A 17782-nucleotide genomic window follows, 5' to 3' on the forward strand; every position below is an offset into this window, starting at 1 on the left:
CGCGGTCCACGGCCCGCCGCATCTACAGTTTTCAGTCCTCGTCGTCGGCCGATTCACTGTCGGCGCGCCGTTTCAGGTACTGGTCGAGGAGTTCTCGGATGGCGGCCTCGCGGTTCTCCCGGTGGTCCGCGAACGCGATGTCGTCGATTCGTTCGAGTTCCCCCTCGTCGAGTTCGAGCGTGACCGTCTCCATGTCGAGGTGGTCCTGATGCATATTGGGAATCCACCGAAGCACGGACACAAATAAATTCGTCAGACGGGCGGCCGACGCCGACCGAACGTGAACAGCTACTGGGTGAAACGAGAACGCAAATCCGGAAGAAGAGAAGTCGGAGACGGAGAAGACCGCAGACGAAGAACGAGAGAAGAGGTAGTAGCGTAAATCGCGTGTTTTCAGTTTACTGCTGGACGGCCGGAGCGACCGGCGTCTCGGACGGCGTCCGGACGAACATCGCGTGACCTATCATCCCGACCGAGACCATGCCGGCGAGCGGGACGGCGGTCGTGAGACCGAATCCGACGACGGTGAGGAGGGCAGTCAGGCCGAGGAGTGCGAGCGGGATTAGACCGAGAATCAAATCATAATAATTCATCGTACTATATACTACGCCACACGGGTATATAAATCTGCAGGGTTGGAGACGGAACGGATGGTAGTATGTTATGCATAAGTTATGGCTCTCGCGGACGGTCGTACCGAAGAGTCGAACTGAAACGCGACTAGCCGGACGATTTTCGTCTCTCGCGGCCGATAGCGTGGTCTGTACGGTCAGGGAGCTACTGCTCCGAATCTACGACCGCTCTCCCGATGCCGTCACAGTCGGCATTGCGGTCGTCGTGCTGTCCAGCGCGTTACTCGGTGCAACGTCGCCAGCTATCGCGGATTCTATAGATGGAACTGATTCTATTGAGTCTTCTCCGGAGTCCAGTAAGACGGTTATCGCTGCAAATCAATCGGGTTCCGACGCGGCGACTCGGCAAGCGAACGAGACGACGCAGTTCTCCCGCGAGCGAGTCAGACGGCTCGTTCACCGATTCGTCAACCGCGAGCGGGCACAGCGCGGTCTCGACCCGCTGGCACTCAACGAGACGCTATCGAGGATTGAGCGATACCACAGTAGAGACATGGCCGAGAGCGACTACTTCGCTCACGTCTCCCCGGGTAACGAGACGCTGACCGACCGATACGACCGTTTCGGCTTCGAGTGTCGAGTGTCGGTCGGGGAGAACCGATACGCCACGGGAGCGGAGAACATCGCCTACACGTACTACGAGGAGTCGGTAGACGTGGGTAACCGGACGGTCACGTACTCCACGCCAAAACAACTCGCACGGGGAATCGTCGCGCAGTGGATGAACTCGTCGTCCCACCGGAAGAACCTCTTGCGGCCGTACTGGCGTCGCGAGGGCATCGGCATCGCGACGGAGGAGACGCCGACCGGGACTCGGGTGTACGTGACCCAGAACTTCTGTTAGGGCAGGTCGTCTCGGCGCGCCGTCACTCGCTCGGCGAGGAAAGCGCCACCGAACACGCTCCGATAACTGGACAGGTTCGGAGAACACGCGTCAGGAAGCGAGCCATAGACGATGGCTACGCGAGGTCGGACTACCCTTTGATGTTACAGACCGGGAACGTCCGGGCTACCTTGTCGCCGATGCCGAGCGCGTCCGAGACCCGGACCACTTCGTCCACGTCCTTGTAGACGCCGGGCGCTTCCTCGGCGACGGTCGCGCCGCTCTGTGCCTTGACGTAGATGTGTTCCTGTTCGAGGTCGTCCTGCACGTCGCCGCCCCAGAAGTCCTGCTTGGCCTGCGTCCGACTCATCGTCCGGCCCGCGCCGTGGGCGGTCGAACCGAACGTGAGGTCCATCGAGTCCTCGCCGCCCCGGAGGACGTAGCTCCCCGCGCCCATGCTCCCGGGGATGATGATGGGTTGGCCTACGTCGAGGTACGCGCCGGGGACCTCCTCGTGGTCCGCGGGGAACGCGCGGGTCGCGCCCTTCCGGTGGACGTAGAGTTCGCGCTCCTCCCCTCCCTCGACCGAATGGGTCTCCTTCTTGGCGATGTTGTGGGCCACGTCGTAGAGCAGGTCCATGCCGAGCGACTCCCAGTCCGAGTCGAAGACCTTCTCGAACACCTGCCGGGTCCGGTGCATGATGAGTTGGCGGTTCACCCACGCGAAGTTGATGGACGCGCACATCGCGTCGTAGTAGTCCTCGGCGAGTTGGCTCCCGGCGGGCGCGGCGGCGAGTTCCTTGTCGGGCAACTGCGAGAGCAACCCGGCGTGGGCCTTCTCGATGTCCCGGAGGTAGTCGGTGCAGACCTGATGGCCCAGTCCCCTGCTCCCGCAGTGGATGAGGACGACGATTTGGCCCTCTTCGAGTCCGTAGGCGTCGGCCACGTCGTCGAGATACGTGTCGGTCACACGCTGGACTTCGAGGAAGTGGTTGCCCGACCCGAGGCTCCCTATCTGGTTCTTGCCGCGGTCCTTGGCCTTCTGGGACACCTTCGAGGGGTCGCTGTCGTGGCGCACGCCTTCGTCCTCGCAGTGGGCCAAGTCCTCCTCGACGGCCCACCCCTCTTCGAGCGCCCACTCCATCCCCCGGTCGAGGATGGCCTCCACGGTGTCGATGTCGCCCTCCACGACGCCGCCGCCGCCGAGTCCGGAGGGAATGTTCGCGAAGAGGGCGTCCACGAGTTCCTCTTCGCGGCCCCGAACGTCCTCGTACGTGAGGTCGGTCTTCATCATCCTGACGCCGCAGTTGATGTCGTAGCCGACCGCTCCGGGCGAGATACAGCCCTCCTCGGCGTCGATTCCGGCCACGCCGCCGACGGGGAAGCCGTACCCCTGATGGCCGTCGGGCATGCAGACGTTGTACTTCCGGACGCCCGGCAGGTGAGTGGAGTTCCGCAACTGTTCGAGGGTCTTGTCGTCGGCTATCTGGTCGAGCAGGGTCTCGCTCGCGAGGACGCGCGCCGGAGCGCGCATGTCGCCTTCCTGCGGAATCTCCCAGACGTAGTCGCGCACCTTGCGGAGGGTGACCTCTCCGGCGTCGTAGGTGGTGTCTCCGTCGTCGTTCGCGGTCATACTCGTCAGTTGGTCGTCCTACCGGAATACGTTTCGCCATCGGTCTCGCCGCGCGAGGCGTCGACAGACGCGCGCTCCCTTAGCCAGTCGTCCACCGCGAGCGGACCCGGTCCCGTGATGAACAGCATCGACACCATCCCGAAGAGGGTGACGTGGGCCAACACCGGGTCGTCGGCCAGTCCGAACAGCGTCAGGGTCAGCATCGTGAACGCCGTCGCCGCGGTGGCTCTGGTGAACAGGCCGACGAACAATGCGAACCCGACGGCCATCTCGGTCAGTCCCGCGCCGACGACCCAGAGACCGGGGTCCACGGGGACCACGGCGGTCAGGTCGTACTTCTCGACCACCGCGAGCGCCGGGCCGGGCGCGAACAGCTTCTGGGTGAACCCGAGGTAGAAGAAGTTGAACCCCAGCGCGAGTCGGACCAGCGTCGGGGCGTACTCGTCGTACGGTTCGGTCCGGGCGTTCAGCCACGACGCCGCTCCGTGGACCGGGTCGAGGCGACCGTAGAGGGTGCCCTCCGCGTCGGCGACCCGCTGGAGCATCTGGTCGGCGCTGGGTCGGCCGCCCCCGAGCAGCACGAGCGCGAGGAACCCGCCGACGTACTCGCTGGCGAGGACGAGCGCGGGGTCGGCCAGCAGGCCGAAGGCGTAGACGAGCAGGCCGACCAGCGCGACCACTCGCGTCGCCAGTCCGAACAGCAGGAGGAAGCCGATGCCGACCTGCAGGACCCGCGCCTCGGCGTGGACGACCGGACTGAAGAAGTAGCCCGCGAACCCCGCGCCGACGAGCGGAAGCCCGATGGAGAGTCTGAGCATCCACGGGACGAGGTCGCCGTAGCCCCGGAGCGTCTCGCGCAGGACGTCGAAGTCGCGCTCGGCCGGGCGGAACCGGAGGTAGGCGAGCAGCGCGGCGACGACCGCGAGCGCACCGCCGCCCAGCAGCGCGGCGTTGAACGGGTCGGCGACCACGTCCAGCAGGAACGCGAGCGCGTCCTTCACGTCGGCCGCGCTATCGACCACGTACCGGACGTGCGCGCTGGCGGTCCCGGAGACCGAGAGGAGGAGGACCGCGAACGAGAGCGGGAGCGTCGGACGTCGCCAGTTCATATCGCGTTCGACGCCCCCGCAGGCCGTAAAAGCCGGGTCTCGTTCACGGGTCGAAGCGCGTCTCGTTCACACGTCGAAGACCACGTAGGCCCGCCACCCCTCGTCGGTCTCCTCCAGCGCCATCTCGGAGTACGTGACCGCCTTGAGGTCGCGCGCCGAGACGTCGGCGAGCGGAACGCCGCGGGCGCTCCCCTCCAGCACCCACTCCCCGTCTGCCTCGCGTTCCTCCCGGACCTCGGCCTCGTTGTCCACGGGGAGGACGCCGCGTACGTCGCGCTGGTAGATGAGTTCGTCCAGATAGTCGAACAGCAGCGCCTCGCGGCCCTCGGCCCGCACGTCGAACTCGAAGCGCTCGCCGCCCATCTCTGGAATCTCGTCGCACATCGCCGCGGCCATCCCGTCGGCCGCCGCGGCGAACACCGCGTCGAGCGTCGGTGCGTTCGCCGCCACCGCCACGTCGGCGGTGTGGTCGCGGAGTTCGTAGCTCATACTCCCACTCACGGAACCCCGCGGGAAAGGTTTCGCTTTCTCGCCGACGGTGGGTTCGCACCCGGCGTCCGGCAGTCCTCGGAGCGTCGTCCGGTGGAGGCGGGGAACCGAAACCGGCCGCGAGGCGTCGGCCGCCGGGAGGGAGGCGGGAGTCGGCCGTCCGGGACGGGGCGGTGGAATTATATTGACCACGGACCTACGCCAACCTAGTGAGCGTCAACGTCGATACCGAAATCGCTCGCCCCGGCGACGAGAGTCACGTCGATGCCGCGTGGGAACTCAAAGAGCGTATCCGGCAGGCCGAGGACGTCCTGAAACAGCGCAAGGGCTTCTTCACCGACGCCTACCGGCGCTCGACGGTGTACGTCCTCCTGACGCGCGACGGCGACGGCGACGAGAACCTGATGGGGTTCGCGGCGGTCCGACGCGACGGCTACATTCTCTTTCTCGCGGTCGCGCCCGAGTTCCGCGGCGAAGGCGTCGGTAAACGCCTCGTGGGACAGGTCGCGGAGAACCACGACAGCGTCACCTGTCACGCCCGCGCCAGCAACGAGAACGCGCTAGGGTTCTACGAGCATCTGGGATTCGAGGTGGAGCGTCACATCGAGAACTACTACGAGGACGGCGGCGACGCCTACTACCTGAAACTCGGCGACCGCGGCGGCTTCACCGAGCGACTCTCGGAGTTCGTGCGGGGCTGACGGCGGCGAGACCGGCGGGGCAGTAGAGCGAGTTCGAGGAGAGTTCTCTGGGAGAGTCGAGTTCGAGCGGACGCTGTCGTCCGGTCCGAACAGACGCTGGCGTCGAATCCGACGGGGGATAGATAGCCTTAAAGACGCGGCCCGAGCATAGCCCAGACAGCATGGAAGAGCGCACCCGAGCGTACCTCCGCGGTCGGTTCCGCGACCACTATCGCCGGAAAGAGTGGCTCCCCGAGTCCTCCGGCGACGCACGCGGGTCCGAGGAGACGCCGCCGCCGGACCCGGAGGCGCGCGAGTGGGGGTACATCCCGTGGACCTCGGGAGCGACGACGATGGTCCGCCACCAGTCGCTGCTGGAACTCGGCGAACTCGGCGACTTCCTCCAGCGCGAGCGTCCGCGCCACGTCTACTTCTCGGCCGGGCGCTACGAGGACCCGGGTGCCGACGAGATGGAAGCCAAGGGGTGGCGCGACTCCGACCTCGTGTTCGACATCGACGCGGACCACCTCGAAGGCGTGGACCCCCAGCGGGACGCCTACGGCGAGATGCTCGCGGCGGGCAAGGAGGAGGTGCAGAACCTGCTGGACCTGCTGGAGAACGACTTCGGCTTCTCGGACCTGACGGTCGTCTTCTCGGGCGGGCGAGGCTACCACGTCCACGTCCGCGACGAGGGCGTCCGCGGACTCAACCGGGACGAGCGCCGAGAAATCGTGGATTACATCCGGGGCGAGGGCATCGAACGCGACGCCATCCAGCGCGTCGAGATGGGCGGCACCGCGACCCGGCGCGTCCTCAAGAAAGACGGCGGGTGGGGTCGCCGGGTCCACCGCGAACTCCTCTCGCTGGCCGACGAACTGTTGGCGATGGAAGACGACGACGCGCTCGAACGCCTCAAGGAGTTCGACGGCATCGGCGACGGTCGGGCGCAGACCATCCTCGGTGCGGTGTCCGAAGACTACGAGAAACTCGAAAGCGGGAACGTCGAGCGCGGCGGGCAGGGTATCCGCGAACTGACGAAGGTGATGACCCAGAAGGTAGTCGCCGAGCAGTCGGCGGCCATCGACGAACCCGTGACCACCGACCTCCGGCGACTCATCCGCCTGCCGGGAAGCCTCCACGGCGGGACCGGACTCGAAGTGACTCGCATCCCCCGCGACGAGGTGGCCGATTTCGACCCCCTCAGCGACCCGGTTCCCGAGACGTTCGAGGGCCACGAGGTGACCGTCGAGGTGACCGACCCGGGACCGGTCGAACTCCGCGGCGAAAGCTTTACGCTCTCGGCAGGTGACGTATCGCTTCCCGAATACGTGGCCGTCTTCCTGATGGCGCGCGGCCGCGCCGAGAAGGGGAGAGAATGACGGACTGCGGCCCCTCGCGGTACGGAAACCGACCGAGCGCGCGACGAAACGGCGACTACCCCCGAAGAACTGGCGCGACCGAACGCGACGAACGTGACAGAACGACCATGACAGCACGACGATGAATCTGGACGAACTCCGCTCCGTACAGAGCAAGGAACGGTCGAAGGACAGCCTCCAGCACCTCCGGGAGTCGTTCTACGCCGACGTCGCCGACTACATCGCCGACCTCAAGGACCAGCGCGACCAGGCGGCCGACCGCGCGGAGAGTCCGTTCGACGACCCCGAAGTCAACCGACTGACCGACGAGATACACACCGCCGAGGACGTGGTCGAGGCAGTCTACGAGCGCCGGGTCGGCAAAATCGTCAAGCGCGCAAGCCTCGCGGCGGCGGGGATGCCCGCCGACGAGGAGGGGTTGACCGGCGAGGAACAGGAACTGTTCACCGAACTGGTCGAGCGCATCGAGTCCAACAAGGAGGACGTGCTGGACATCCTCTCGGGCGAGGCCGACGACGTCGGGGCCTCGCCGACGTCCGCACCCGGCGACTCCGCGACGGCCGACTCGGCGCCGGACCCCGCCGGGCCGTCCGACGCGGGGGCCGCACCCGACCCCGGCGACGCGCCCACGGCCAGCGCGAGCGCGTCGAGCGAAGATGTGAGCGCCGCGGACGTGATGGGCGGCGACGACGGCGCGACGGACGCGGTGTCCGCCGCTGCGAACACCGATTCGCCTACCCCCGACTCGACGCCTCCCTCCGGCGAGTCGGACGCGGACGGCGCGCGCCCGGCCACCGCGGAGGCGGCCGCAGTCGCCGACGCCGACGCGGAGCAGTCGGCCGAGAGGGAGAGCGAGGCGTCGGAATCCGATTCGGACCCTCTCGACGGTCTGGACGAGCGAACGACGGTCCGCCTGACCGACGACGTGGGCGAGATTTTCGGCGTGGACGAGCGCACCTACGACCTCGCCAGCGAGGACGTGGTGACGCTGCCCGAAGCGAACGCCGAACCGCTCGTGGAACGCGGTGCGGCCGAGAAACTGGAGTAGTCGGTTTTCTAGCCGAAGAATCAGCAGTCGCTACGCTCGGCGTAGTATTTCGTTCGAGAAAATTGTACAACCGTGAGAGTACATCTGCAAGGGAGAGCGCCGTCGGCGCTCCCCCGCTGGAAACGGTCCTATTGGAACGTCCGGCCCAGCTGGTCCTTCTCGGCCTCGGGGTCGGCCGAGTCGAACTGCTCTTCGATTTCCTCGTAGCGCTCTCTGGTGTCCTCGGTGACGCTCGGCGTCACCTCGTCGAGCGCCTGCTCGAAGTGGTCCGCGTTGATGCGGACGTTGCCGACGCTCTCGTCGATGTCCTCGGGGTCCACGCTGTTGATGAACTCCCGGCTGGCGGCCATCGACGCCTCGCGGGTGACGGCTTCGATGTCCGCGCCGACGTAACCGTCTGTCCGTGCGGCCAACTCCTCGAGGTCAACGTCGTCCGCGAGCGGTTTGTCGCGGGTGTGGACCTCGAAGATGGCGCGGCGAGCGTCCTCGTCGGGCACCGGCACGTGGACGTGACGGTCCAGCCGTCCGGGCCGCAGGAGCGCGCTGTCGATGAGGTCCGGTCGGTTCGTGGTGGCGACGACCACCACGTCTTCGAGTTCCTCCAGTCCGTCCAGTTCCGTGAGGAGCTGGGAGACCACGCGCTCGCTGACCTCTGAGCCGCCGCCCTGACCGCCGCCGCGTTCGCCCGCGATGGAGTCTATCTCGTCGAAGAACACCACGGTCGGGGCGTTCTCGCGGGCCTTGCTGAACATCTCACGGACGCCCTTCTCGGACTCCCCGACCCACTTGCTGAGGAGTTCGGGACCCTTAATCGAGATGAAGTTGCTGTCGCTCTCGTTGGCGACGGCCTTCGCCATCAGGGTCTTGCCGGTCCCGGGCGGGCCGTACATCAGCACGCCCTTGGCGGCCTCCATGTCGAGCGTCTCGAACACCTCGGGGTAGTCCAGCGGCCACTGGATGGTCTCCCGGAGGCGCTCTTTGGTGTCTTCGAGTCCGCCGACTTGGTCCCACGTCACGTCGGGGACTTCCACGAACACTTCGCGCAGCGCCGAGGGTTCGATTCCCTTCAACGCCTCCTTGAAGTCCCGTTCGGTGACCTGCAGGGAGTCCAGCACGTCGGCCGGAATCTCGTCGGATTCGAGGTCGATATCGGGGCGGATGCGCCGGAGCGCGTTCATCGCCGACTCCTTCGAGAGGCTCTCCAAGTCCGCGCCGACGAAGCCGTGCGTGTTGTCGGCGTACTCTTCGAGGTCGATGCCGTCGGCGAGGGGCATCCCGCGGGTGTGGACCTGCAGGATTTCGAGGCGACCCTCGCGGTCCGGGACGCCGATGTCGATTTCGCGGTCGAATCGGCCGGGGCGACGGAGCGCGGGGTCGATGGCGTCCACGCGGTTCGTGGCCGCGATGACGGTGACCTCACCGCGCTCTTCGAGACCGTCCATCAGCGAGAGCAGTTGGGCGACGACGCGTCGTTCCACGTCGCCACCGGCCTCCTCGCGCTTGGGCGCGATGGAGTCCAGTTCGTCGATGAAGATGATGGCCGGTGCGTTCTGCTCGGCCTCCTCGAACACCTCGCGGAGTTTCTCCTCGGACTCCCCGTAGTACTTCGACATTATCTCGGGGCCGGAGATGGTCTGGAAGTGGGCGTCGATTTCGCTTGCGACGGCCTTCGCCATCAGGGTCTTGCCGGTCCCCGGCGGGCCGTGGAGCAGCACGCCCTTCGGCGGGTCGATGCCGAGGCGACTGAACAGTTCGGGGTGACGCATCGGCAGTTCAATCATCTCTCGAACCTGTTCGAGTTCGCCTTCGAGACCGCCGATGTCCTCGTAGGTCACGCTGGGGGTGCCTTCGCCGCCGGCGCCGCCCTGCGCGATTTCTTCGGCGGCGCGTTCGCTGACGTTAATCTCCGTCGAGTCGGTGACGACGACCGTCCCCTCGGGGTTGGTGCTGGCGACCTTCAGCGGGATGGACTGTCCGGAACCCATCCCCATCAGGCCGAAGCCGAACGGGACGTTTTGGCCCTGCGTGATGGCCTGTCCGCTGAGTTTGTCCCGGATGTGGGGCGTGATGTCGCCCCGAATCTGGAGATTCTGGGGGAGCGCGATGGTGACCGAGGTGGCGGGCTTCACGTCCGCCTTCTCGATGCTGACTTTGTCGTCGATGCCGACGCCCGCCTCCTGACGGAGTTGGCCGTCGATTCGGACGACGCCGCGCCCCTCGTCCTCGGGGTATCCGGGCCAGACTCGGGCGACCGCCCGACTCTGGTTCTTCCCCTCGATGACGATGTAGTCGCCGTTTTCGACGCCGAGTTCGTGCATGGACTGGCGGTCCACGGCGGCGAGTCCGCGACCGGCGTCTTTCTGCTTTAACGGCTTGACAGTGAGTTTCATAGTCCCACCTCGATAGTGAGAACGCCGTTCGTGATAAACGCTTCCGCCCCGCCGTCGGGCAGTTGGAGTTCTATCTGGCGGGTGCCGTCCTCGTCCTCGAAGACCACGATGGCCTCGTTACCGAGGACGTCCACGGACGCGTCGCCCGCGTCGCCGAGGTCGGCCACGAGAACCTCCTCGTCGCCGTAGTCGTAGCGCCGGGCGAACACGTCGTCTCGTTCGGTGATGTGCTTCAATGACATTTGATGCTAACTATAGGTTAGGGACTTTAGTACTTAAGGCTTTCCCTGAAAAACCGCAGGAAGGCGTCGGTGTGGGGGATTAGTGATGAATTGCGGTTCAGGGTATGGACCGTCCGCAGCGCCGACCGAGAGGTCCCGAATCGTCCTCCGGAAGTCTCTCGAACCGCCGACCGGAGGTTTGTTGTCTCGCCCGCGCGAAGAGGTCGGCATGCAACGGGTTACGCACCACGGGAGGGCCACGGCCTACAGAGTCGCCGACCGGGGCGGCGAGGGGTCACCGCTACTCGCCGTTCACGGGTCCGGCGGTACCCACGAGGTCTGGAAGGGGCAACTCGGCCGACTGGCCGGTCGGCGTCCGGTCGTCGCCCTCGACCTGAGTGGGCACGGTGAATCGGAGGACTTCGAGGCCGACCACGGGTGGGAGACGCTCTCGGCCTACGCCGACGACGTGCTGGCGGTCGCCGAGGAGACCGACGCGGGTGTGTTAGTCGGCAACTCTCTCGGCGGGGCGGTGGCTCTCCAACTGGTAATCGAGCGCGACCACGACTTCGACGGACTCGTCCTCGCCGGGACGGGGGCGAAACTCCCGGTGCTGGACGACCTGCTCCGGTGGCTCGACTCGGATTTCGACCGGGCAGTCGAGTTCCTCCACGGCGAAGACCGCCTCTTCCACGACGCAGACTCCCGGTACATCCAACTCTCTACGGAGGCGATGAAAGAGGTCGGCCGGCGCGTTACGCGCCGCGACTTCGAGTCCTGCCACGCGTTCGACGTGCGCGACCGACTCGGCGACGTCGACGTTCCGGCGCTCGCGGTCGTCGGCGAACACGACCACCTCACTCCGCCGGCGTACCACGAGGAACTGGCCGACGGGATTCCCGACTGCGAGTACGCGGAAGTCCGCGGCGCGGCCCACCTCGCCATGCTCGAAGAACCCGAGGGGTTCAACGCCGCGATTATGGACTTCTTGGACGCGGCCGACGTCTGAAGCGAGTCTTCGGCGCGGGCGTCGGAAACACGGTCACCGTGACCGCGATGGTCGTGCCGTCCGGTCCCAGAAGACGTTCCTCACCACTTCTACCGGTAAGACTCTCCCCACTCCGTCTCGGGCCAGAATACCGAAATCAGGAATCCGGTCTTACCTAAAAACTTATGCCCGAAAACGATAGTACACTTACGTATGCAACCGGGTGGCGAGCGCCGACTGCTCGAATTTCGTGTGCCAGTTTCGCGGGCGTTCTGGCGCGCGTACGGCGTCCCGCTCGGGTTCGTACTGCTCGTGCCGTCCGCCGTCGCGGTGGCAATCGCCCGCGAACCGGGGGACGGCGTCGTCGTCGGCGCGACCTTCGTCGCGCTCTCGGTCGGGGCGGTGCTGGCGGGGTTGGTTGTGTACAACGTCGTCGTCGCGGCGCTGCTGGCAGCGAAACAGTGAATCGCGCCGCGAGAGGGGGTGTGTAATGGATTGTGTCGATGGTCCCCGACATTTATTATCCTGCTTTCGTTACACACACTCTATGTCGAGCCACGGCCTCACGACCGAGGCGTCCGAGGATAGAGTAAGTCGCCAGTCGGCGGCTGGTCGAGAAATTCTCCGCGGAGTGTAACTCTCGTTCCGACTCGGCCCGTCCCGACCCGGACGACGGGGACCGTGACGGTTCTGCCGACGCACGCGAGACGGTCGCAGTCACAGTTGCTGGAGACACTCACGAACTCACTAGAGCCGAGGCCGACCGACTACGCGCGGCGCTCGGCGAGGCGCTGACCGAGCGCCGCGAGTTCGTCCGCACGGTCGGGACCCATCGCGAAGACGGAAGTTACGTCGTCGCCCGGCGGTGTGCGGACTCGTCGGGTCACCGCAAGGTGTTCGAGAGCTTCGCGGCCCTACAGCGACGCTACGACCGACTGCCCGACGAGTTCACCGCCGAGGACGTCGGCGAATCCGGACTGACCGGCGGGCGTCGTCACATGCTCGTGCATCACTTCGCCGAGCATCCCAGCTTCGACTGCGAACTGGAGAAGCGTCAACCGCTCACCGCCCGAAAGCGAGCTGGCGACGGGCCAGACCCCCGAGGCGACGCCGGGGGTGAAACCGGATACTGACGCCGCCGGGCGAACGCTTTTCGTCGTCGCTTCCGACGGTTCGGGCATGGAACCGCGACCATCCACGTTCTCCATCGTCGCGCGCGACCCCGACACCGAGGCGGTCGGCGTGGCGGTTCAATCGAAGTTCGTCAGCGTCGGCTCCGTCGTGCCGTTCGCCAGCGCCGACGCCGGAGCGATAGCGACGCAGAGCTTCGCCAACGTCGCCTACGGTCCCGACGGTCTCGACCTCCTCCGCGGAGGCGCGTCGGCCGAGGAAGTCGTCGCGACGCTGACCGACGATGACCCGGAGTCGGCCCAGCGCCAGGTCGGCGTCGTCGGACGGGACGGCTCCGTCGCGGCGTTCACCGGCGAGGAGTGCTTCGAGGTCGCGGGCGACCGACAGGGCGAGACCTACACCGTGCAGGGCAACATCCTCCAAAACGAGGAGACGCTGCGCGCGATGGAGACCGCCTACGAGGAGACCGAGGGCGGCCTGCCCGAGAAGCTCCTCGCGGCCCTCCACGCCGGTAACGAAGCGGGCGGCGACAAGCGTGGCGAACAGAGCGCGGCCCTCTACGTCGCCAAGCCCGAGGGCGGGTACGACGGCAAAAACGACCGCTGGATAGACGTGCGCGTGGACGACCACGAGGAACCTATCGACGAACTCGAACGCGCGTTCAAAATCTACGACGTGACCCTGCTCGAACGCGAGGAACCCGAGGACGTACGTGAACTCTCGGGCGAGACGGCAGCGGAAGTCGCGGAGACGCTGGCCGACCTCGGATTCTACGACGGCGGTGAACCCGCGAACGACTCCGTCGGGAGTTTCGGCGACGGGGACCGCGACGCGCTCGAAGCGTTCCGCGGGATGAACAACTTCGAGAACCACGACCTCGCGGTCATCGAGGACGCGCTGGCCCGCGGGTGGACCGACGCCGACGGCGAGGGCGAGGACCGGATGGTCGATGCCATCTGGCACGGTCTCTCGCGCCTCGACCGGAAGTAGCGGAGTCGGTGAGAGGGTTCGTTCCGTCTCTCGGGGAATCCCACCGAACTCATTACGCGCGAAGCCGAATCGTCGGCACATGAGGGACGAAGAGGAAATCCGCGAGCAGTACGAGTTCCTGAAGGAGCAACTCGACGACGAGAACATGCGTCACGAGGGAGTTCGACAGATGTTCACGTATTACAAGCGAGCGCTCGGCTGGGTCCTTGAAGAGGAACACATATAGGCTGTCTAACGTTTTTCGGAATGTTTCACGGTGGAGGTTCCGAAACTGGTGTTCAGCCCCGGAATCGGTACAAGGTTCCGGCGGCGTTAGGTTTAAGTTCGTAGGGCGTTTTGTTCCAGTTGACGCTTCGCTTGGAGGGCCGAAGCGTCAGCGGGGACCAATTCAGGGCGGCAAGCGGTTCGCGGGGCTTTTTCACCCCCGCGTTTTCCGCTTTCCTTTCCATATTCCTTTCCGAGTACGTTCGACTCCGAGCCATAGCTTCGTTTCGTTCGATAGCTGTGATTCTCACTGTCGAGACGAGGCGCTGCCTCGGGTTCAACTGCGCTCAGTCGGACCACCTGTTCAGACGACCTTACTCTATCTCCAGTCCGGCGTCGGTCTCGCCCCCGCTGTCGTCTTCGTCCCACTCCAGTTCGAACTCGATGCTGAGTTCGCCCGACCCGCCGCCGCTGGGCGTCTCGCGTTCGGCCTTGACCTCGAACGTCGGTTGCGTCGGTGGGTCGAGGGTCACCGATTGGTCGCCCGCAGACAGCGTGATGTCGCCGCCGGACTCCAACTTCTCGGCGACGGTCCGGAGGTAAGAGGCCACGTCGGTTCGGTTCATCCGGCGCTCGGTCTCGAAGAGAACTTCTTCTGGCATACTCGTAGACAGGTGGACGACCGGCTTAAAGTCGCTGCCTCTCCTGACGGTGACCGGAGATGTCCGTGTCTCGTCCCCGATTCTCCGGAGACGTACCGCGTCGATTACACGCCGAGAGTCGGTCACGAGGGGCCGTTATCTTCATTTCCATCGGTATCCTAGTTCGTACGTTACCGATGCACGACTTGACAGGATTCCAACGTGATTTGCTGTACACCATCGCGGGACTCGACGAACCGCACGGTCTCGCTATCAAGGACGAATTGGAGAACTACTACGAGAAGGAGATTCACCACGGCCGCCTCTATCCGAACCTCGACACCTTGGTCGACAAGGGGCTTGTCGAGAAGGGCCAGCGAGACCGTCGGACCAACTTCTACACGCTGACCCGGCGCGGGGACCGCGAAATCGAGGCCCGCCGCGAGTGGGAGTCCCAGTACATCGACCTGAGCGTCGAGGCCTGAGACGTGTCGGCGGACCGCCACCGACGCCGGCCGGCCGGAGCATCGCGGATAGCCCTCCGCGGGACCCCGCGTCCTCCCCTCCCGTTCGCTGACCGAGTGACAGCGAGGAGAGTGCGTCTCCCCGACCGTCCGGTGAACCTCCGCCCTCCGCTCTCGTCTCTCTCCGTTCCCGTTGCCCCGCTCGCTGTACCCCTCCGAACTTTCGGCCTGTTTCCGCCGCGGGTCAAGCTCCGCTCTCCAATCGGTCGCCGATTGCGCCGCCTCGTCAGAAGGGTGTTCGCGCGTCGCCCGTCGACGAGAATCGTCTCTACTGGTGGGAGACGCCCACGCTCTCGTCCGCGGCCTCGGTCTCGGTCGTCTCGACCCCGGCGGTCTCCGTCGCCCCCGTTTCGGGCGTCTCGGGGTCGAAGAGATAGGTCGGGTCCACGGCCCACGGCCGGATGTCCTCGCCAGCGACCAGTTCCGGCAGCACGACGCGAACGAAGTGGACGACCAGCACGAGTATCATCGGACCGAGGAAGATGCCGTACCACCCGAACAGGAGCGGGCCGAAGATGTACGCCAGCATGACGAGTCCGACGTGGAGGTTCCGGCCCGAGACGTACGGTCGGAGGACGAGGTCCGGAATCGTGTCCACGACCACGAGCGAGACGCCGAAGAACAGCGCCGGGAACCAGAGGAACGCGGGGTCGGCCATCGCGGTCTCGGCCCCGAGAAACGCCGAGACCGGGAAGTAGACCAGTTTCATTCCGACGATGGGGATGAGGCTGGCCGCCCCGGTCAGCAGACCCAGCAGGGTCGGGTACGGAACGACCACTTGGGTGGGTGCGAACATGTTGATGAGGTTGTACGAGGCCGCGCCGATGGTTCCCGTGAGCAGCGCGTTCAGGATGTTCCCGAAGAAGATGCTGTTGAAGTCCCTGTCCACCGCTCGGAGGTAGGCCTCGACCACCCCGCCCTCGTCGCCGAACTGCCGCCGGAAGAACCGCGAGAGTCGGTGGTCGTCCCGCAGCAGGTAGAACGCGATGGCTATCATCACGAACAGGTGGAGTATCGCGTTGCCGATGAGACCCACGTACTGGAGCGCCGCCTTCCCGAACTCGCTGACCAGCGCGGGGTCGGGGTTCGCCAGCAACTCCTCGGGACTCCGGGCGAGCGACGAGACGTCGATGTACGGTTGAATCGCCGTCTGGAGGACGGTGACGTCGGTCCGGTTGGCGATGTTGTTGAACTCCTGTAGTGCGATAGCGCCGGTGTAGGCCATCAACAGCAACACCGGAAGCGCCAGCGCGAACAGGGCGGTGGCGGCCGCGAGACTCGCCGGACGGATGCGTCGCCGAAGTCGCTTGTACACCGGTCGCGTCGCGTAGTAGAGGAAGATACCGAAGACGAACGTCCCGATGAACGAGTAGACGACGAACAGCACGGCTACGCCGAGCGATAGCCCGACGAGCCACCAAGCGGTTCGCGCGCGGTCGATGTTTACACCGCCGACCATACGTTGGGGACGGGAGCGCTGTGGTAAAAATGTTCGCAGTTAGTAGAGTTCCGGACCGCGCTCTCGCGGCGAACCGTCACGGTTCCGGACGTTTCGGGGAGAGATATTTATACGCACGTCGTCATAGTTGCGGAAGTGCCGAGTATCGTCGAGTTCCTCACGCAGGTACCGTTGGACAGTGAGGTCGTCCGCGTCGCGCTCGCCGCCGCGCTCGGACTCTTCCTCGGACTGGAGCGCGAGTGGTCACACAAGCCCGCCGGGATTCGGACGTTCACTCTCATCAGTCTCCTCGGGGCGGTGTTCACCCTGCTCGACCGACAGGCGCTCCTCCTGCTCGGTGGTCTGCTCGTCATCGTGCAGGGCATCATGCTCGGCGTTCAGGGGCTGATGGCCGACGAGGAGGAAGACGAAGGCCTGTCGCTGACGACGTCCGTGTCGATGCTGGTGGCGTTCGGCGTCGGCGCGCTCGTGATGGACGGGTACATCCTCGTGGGCGTCACGGTGGCGGTACTGTCGTCGCTGCTGCTCGTCCTCAAGCGCGAACTCCACAGTCTCGCGTGGGGGATGTCCCGCGAGGAACTCCGGTCGGCCGTCGAGTTCGCCATCCTCGCGTTCGTCATCTACCCGTTGCTCCCGAACGAGCAGTTCGCCTACGGAATCCAACCGCGGACGGTCTGGCTGATGGTCGTCACGGTGGCGGCCATCGGTATCGTCAACTACGCGGTCGTAACGACCTACGGTGGCCGGGGTATCGCGGTCACGGGGTTCTTCGGCGGACTCGCCTCCTCGACTGCGGTGGTCGGGACGATGCTCGACCACGTCCGTCAGCGTCCCGAGGCGGCCTCCTACGGCGTGGCGGCCATCCTGCTCGCCGACGCCGCGATGGCGGTCCGGAACCTCGCCATCGCGCTGGCGTTCACGTTCGGTAGCTCCAAGCCAGTCCTCTACGGCGCGGTGCTTCCGCTCGGGGCGGTCATCCTCGGGAGCGTCGCCATCGCGGCGTACGCGGCCGACTGGTCCGAACACGTCGATATCGACCTCGAAAGCCCGTTCTCGCTCCGGAACGCGCTCGGGTTCGGAGCCATCTTCCTGCTGGTCATCGTGGGCGGTGCCGTCGCCCAACAGCAGTTCGGGTCGGCCGGATTCTACGTGACCGCGCTCCTCTCTGGACTCGTCTCCAGCGCGGGCGCGACCTCCTCGGCGGTCTTACTTTACATGGGCGGGACCATCGATTACCAGACCTCGGTGTTCGGCATCCTGCTAGCGACCGCGTCCTCGATTGCGGTGAAGGCCGCGCTGACCCTCTCCGCGCCGAACCGGGCGTTCAGCTTTCGGGTCGCGGCGTGGAGCGGCGTGTTGCTCGCCGGGTCGGCGCTCGCGGCGGTACTGGCAGCAGTCTAACTTTGGCGGTGGAACTCGAAGCTGTTGCAAGTATTGCCCG

At 65.7% G+C, this 17782-nt stretch carries 20 protein-coding genes; 11 read left to right on the plus strand and 9 right to left on the minus strand.

What is annotated here, in order from left to right; all coding sequences use genetic code 11:
* Positions 1 to 31 precede the first annotated feature (31 nt).
* Both FXF75_RS05100 and FXF75_RS05105 read right to left on the minus strand, forming a co-directional pair.
* Positions 32 to 214, minus strand: coding sequence for a ribbon-helix-helix protein, CopG family (locus FXF75_RS05100; RefSeq protein ID WP_163520423.1), 183 nt, complete (start codon positions 212 to 214; stop codon positions 32 to 34).
* Positions 215 to 398: 184 nt separating this feature from the next.
* Positions 399 to 593, minus strand: a complete 195-nt coding sequence (locus tag FXF75_RS05105) for a hypothetical protein (protein WP_163520424.1) — start codon at positions 591 to 593, stop codon at positions 399 to 401.
* 70 nt (positions 594 to 663) lie between these two features.
* Here FXF75_RS05105 and FXF75_RS05110 point away from each other — a divergent pair, with 70 nt between their 5' ends.
* On the plus strand, positions 664 to 1476 hold the full coding sequence (locus FXF75_RS05110; protein ID WP_240334495.1) for a CAP domain-containing protein: 813 nt from the start codon (positions 664 to 666) through the stop codon (positions 1474 to 1476).
* A 130-nt stretch (positions 1477 to 1606) separates the two neighbouring features.
* On the opposite strand, the gene FXF75_RS05115 is transcribed toward FXF75_RS05110, so the two are convergent.
* The 3 genes from FXF75_RS05115 to FXF75_RS05125 form a co-directional block, all read right to left on the minus strand.
* Positions 1607 to 3088 carry an RtcB family protein gene (locus FXF75_RS05115; protein WP_163520426.1) on the minus strand — a complete coding sequence of 494 codons (1482 nt, stop codon included), beginning with the start codon at positions 3086 to 3088 and terminating at the stop codon, positions 1607 to 1609.
* 5 nt (positions 3089 to 3093) lie between these two features.
* On the minus strand, positions 3094 to 4197 hold the full coding sequence (locus FXF75_RS05120) for a DoxX family protein (RefSeq protein WP_163520427.1): 1104 nt from the start codon (positions 4195 to 4197) through the stop codon (positions 3094 to 3096).
* Between the two features lie 66 nt (positions 4198 to 4263).
* The gene (locus FXF75_RS05125; RefSeq protein WP_163520428.1) at positions 4264 to 4686 is read right to left on the minus strand and encodes an archease; all 423 of its coding nucleotides are present in this window, start codon (positions 4684 to 4686) and stop codon (positions 4264 to 4266) included.
* 209 nt (positions 4687 to 4895) lie between these two features.
* Here FXF75_RS05125 and FXF75_RS05130 point away from each other — a divergent pair, with 209 nt between their 5' ends.
* The 3 genes from FXF75_RS05130 to FXF75_RS05140 all read left to right on the plus strand — a co-directional run bounded on the left by FXF75_RS05130 (position 4896) and on the right by FXF75_RS05140 (position 7793).
* Positions 4896 to 5387, plus strand: a complete 492-nt coding sequence (locus tag FXF75_RS05130; protein WP_163520429.1) for an N-acetyltransferase — start codon at positions 4896 to 4898, stop codon at positions 5385 to 5387.
* A gap of 161 nt (positions 5388 to 5548) precedes the next feature.
* Positions 5549 to 6745 carry a DNA primase small subunit PriS gene (gene priS / locus FXF75_RS05135; RefSeq protein WP_163520430.1) on the plus strand — a complete coding sequence of 399 codons (1197 nt, stop codon included), beginning with the start codon at positions 5549 to 5551 and terminating at the stop codon, positions 6743 to 6745.
* Positions 6746 to 6866: 121 nt separating this feature from the next.
* Positions 6867 to 7793 carry a hypothetical protein gene (locus FXF75_RS05140; protein ID WP_163520431.1) on the plus strand — a complete coding sequence of 309 codons (927 nt, stop codon included), beginning with the start codon at positions 6867 to 6869 and terminating at the stop codon, positions 7791 to 7793.
* A 128-nt stretch (positions 7794 to 7921) separates the two neighbouring features.
* On the opposite strand, the gene FXF75_RS05145 is transcribed toward FXF75_RS05140, so the two are convergent.
* Both FXF75_RS05145 and FXF75_RS05150 read right to left on the minus strand, forming a co-directional pair.
* Positions 7922 to 10183 carry a CDC48 family AAA ATPase gene (locus FXF75_RS05145; protein WP_163520432.1) on the minus strand — a complete coding sequence of 754 codons (2262 nt, stop codon included), beginning with the start codon at positions 10181 to 10183 and terminating at the stop codon, positions 7922 to 7924.
* A complete protein-coding gene (locus tag FXF75_RS05150; RefSeq protein WP_163520433.1) occupies positions 10180 to 10425 on the minus strand; it encodes a hypothetical protein in 246 nt (81 codons plus the stop codon). Before FXF75_RS05150 ends, FXF75_RS05145 begins: the two co-directional genes overlap by 4 nt.
* 208 nt (positions 10426 to 10633) lie before the next feature.
* On the opposite strand from FXF75_RS05150, the gene FXF75_RS05155 reads away from it, so the two are divergent.
* From FXF75_RS05155 to FXF75_RS22005, 5 genes are all read left to right on the plus strand, one after another.
* Positions 10634 to 11413 carry an alpha/beta fold hydrolase gene (locus FXF75_RS05155; RefSeq protein ID WP_163520434.1) on the plus strand — a complete coding sequence of 260 codons (780 nt, stop codon included), beginning with the start codon at positions 10634 to 10636 and terminating at the stop codon, positions 11411 to 11413.
* A 192-nt stretch (positions 11414 to 11605) separates the two neighbouring features.
* A complete protein-coding gene (locus FXF75_RS05160) occupies positions 11606 to 11857 on the plus strand; it encodes a hypothetical protein (protein ID WP_163520435.1) in 252 nt (83 codons plus the stop codon).
* 326 nt (positions 11858 to 12183) lie between these two features.
* Positions 12184 to 12525, plus strand: coding sequence for a hypothetical protein (locus FXF75_RS22410; protein ID WP_375335529.1), 342 nt, complete (start codon positions 12184 to 12186; stop codon positions 12523 to 12525).
* Between the two features lie 46 nt (positions 12526 to 12571).
* Positions 12572 to 13513, plus strand: coding sequence for a DUF1028 domain-containing protein (locus FXF75_RS05170; protein WP_163520436.1), 942 nt, complete (start codon positions 12572 to 12574; stop codon positions 13511 to 13513).
* Positions 13514 to 13592: 79 nt separating this feature from the next.
* The gene (locus FXF75_RS22005) at positions 13593 to 13739 is read left to right on the plus strand and encodes a hypothetical protein (RefSeq protein WP_205427199.1); all 147 of its coding nucleotides are present in this window, start codon (positions 13593 to 13595) and stop codon (positions 13737 to 13739) included.
* Positions 13740 to 14091: 352 nt separating this feature from the next.
* Here FXF75_RS22005 and FXF75_RS05175 read toward each other — a convergent pair whose 3' ends face one another.
* On the minus strand, positions 14092 to 14379 hold the full coding sequence (locus FXF75_RS05175; RefSeq protein WP_163520437.1) for an amphi-Trp domain-containing protein: 288 nt from the start codon (positions 14377 to 14379) through the stop codon (positions 14092 to 14094).
* A gap of 176 nt (positions 14380 to 14555) precedes the next feature.
* On the opposite strand from FXF75_RS05175, the gene FXF75_RS05180 reads away from it, so the two are divergent.
* On the plus strand, positions 14556 to 14843 hold the full coding sequence (locus FXF75_RS05180) for a PadR family transcriptional regulator (RefSeq protein WP_163520438.1): 288 nt from the start codon (positions 14556 to 14558) through the stop codon (positions 14841 to 14843).
* 307 nt (positions 14844 to 15150) lie between these two features.
* On the opposite strand, the gene FXF75_RS05185 is transcribed toward FXF75_RS05180, so the two are convergent.
* Complete coding sequence (locus FXF75_RS05185) at positions 15151 to 16341, minus strand: AI-2E family transporter (RefSeq protein ID WP_163520439.1); 1191 nt, start codon at positions 16339 to 16341, stop codon at positions 15151 to 15153.
* 135 nt (positions 16342 to 16476) lie between these two features.
* On the opposite strand from FXF75_RS05185, the gene FXF75_RS05190 reads away from it, so the two are divergent.
* Positions 16477 to 17742, plus strand: a complete 1266-nt coding sequence (locus FXF75_RS05190; protein ID WP_163520440.1) for an MgtC/SapB family protein — start codon at positions 16477 to 16479, stop codon at positions 17740 to 17742.
* Positions 17743 to 17782: the final 40 nt, after the last annotated feature.

The sequence above is a fragment of the Halorussus sp. MSC15.2 genome (assembly GCF_010747475.1).
In the GTDB taxonomy this organism is placed as follows: Archaea; Halobacteriota; Halobacteria; order Halobacteriales; family Haladaptataceae; genus Halorussus.

Bases quoted from the DNA above. Each gene is read 5' to 3' on its own strand.
- FXF75_RS05100 (WP_163520423.1), bottom strand. From the start codon at position 214: ATGCATCAGGACCACCTCGACATGGAGACGGTCACGCTCGAACTCGAC.
- FXF75_RS05105 (WP_163520424.1), bottom strand. From the start codon at position 593: ATGAATTATTATGATTTGATTCTCGGTCTAATCCCGCTCGCACTCCTC.
- FXF75_RS05110 (WP_240334495.1), top strand. From the start codon at position 664: ATGCATAAGTTATGGCTCTCGCGGACGGTCGTACCGAAGAGTCGAACT.
- FXF75_RS05115 (WP_163520426.1), bottom strand. From the start codon at position 3,088: ATGACCGCGAACGACGACGGAGACACCACCTACGACGCCGGAGAGGTC.
- FXF75_RS05120 (WP_163520427.1), bottom strand. From the start codon at position 4,197: ATGAACTGGCGACGTCCGACGCTCCCGCTCTCGTTCGCGGTCCTCCTC.
- FXF75_RS05125 (WP_163520428.1), bottom strand. From the start codon at position 4,686: ATGAGCTACGAACTCCGCGACCACACCGCCGACGTGGCGGTGGCGGCG.
- priS (WP_163520430.1), top strand. From the start codon at position 5,549: ATGGAAGAGCGCACCCGAGCGTACCTCCGCGGTCGGTTCCGCGACCAC.
- FXF75_RS05140 (WP_163520431.1), top strand. From the start codon at position 6,867: ATGAATCTGGACGAACTCCGCTCCGTACAGAGCAAGGAACGGTCGAAG.
- FXF75_RS05145 (WP_163520432.1), bottom strand. From the start codon at position 10,183: ATGAAACTCACTGTCAAGCCGTTAAAGCAGAAAGACGCCGGTCGCGGA.
- FXF75_RS05150 (WP_163520433.1), bottom strand. From the start codon at position 10,425: ATGTCATTGAAGCACATCACCGAACGAGACGACGTGTTCGCCCGGCGC.
- FXF75_RS05155 (WP_163520434.1), top strand. From the start codon at position 10,634: ATGCAACGGGTTACGCACCACGGGAGGGCCACGGCCTACAGAGTCGCC.
- FXF75_RS05160 (WP_163520435.1), top strand. From the start codon at position 11,606: ATGCAACCGGGTGGCGAGCGCCGACTGCTCGAATTTCGTGTGCCAGTT.
- FXF75_RS05170 (WP_163520436.1), top strand. From the start codon at position 12,572: ATGGAACCGCGACCATCCACGTTCTCCATCGTCGCGCGCGACCCCGAC.
- FXF75_RS22005 (WP_205427199.1), top strand. From the start codon at position 13,593: ATGAGGGACGAAGAGGAAATCCGCGAGCAGTACGAGTTCCTGAAGGAG.
- FXF75_RS05175 (WP_163520437.1), bottom strand. From the start codon at position 14,379: ATGCCAGAAGAAGTTCTCTTCGAGACCGAGCGCCGGATGAACCGAACC.
- FXF75_RS05180 (WP_163520438.1), top strand. From the start codon at position 14,556: ATGCACGACTTGACAGGATTCCAACGTGATTTGCTGTACACCATCGCG.
- FXF75_RS05185 (WP_163520439.1), bottom strand. From the start codon at position 16,341: ATGGTCGGCGGTGTAAACATCGACCGCGCGCGAACCGCTTGGTGGCTC.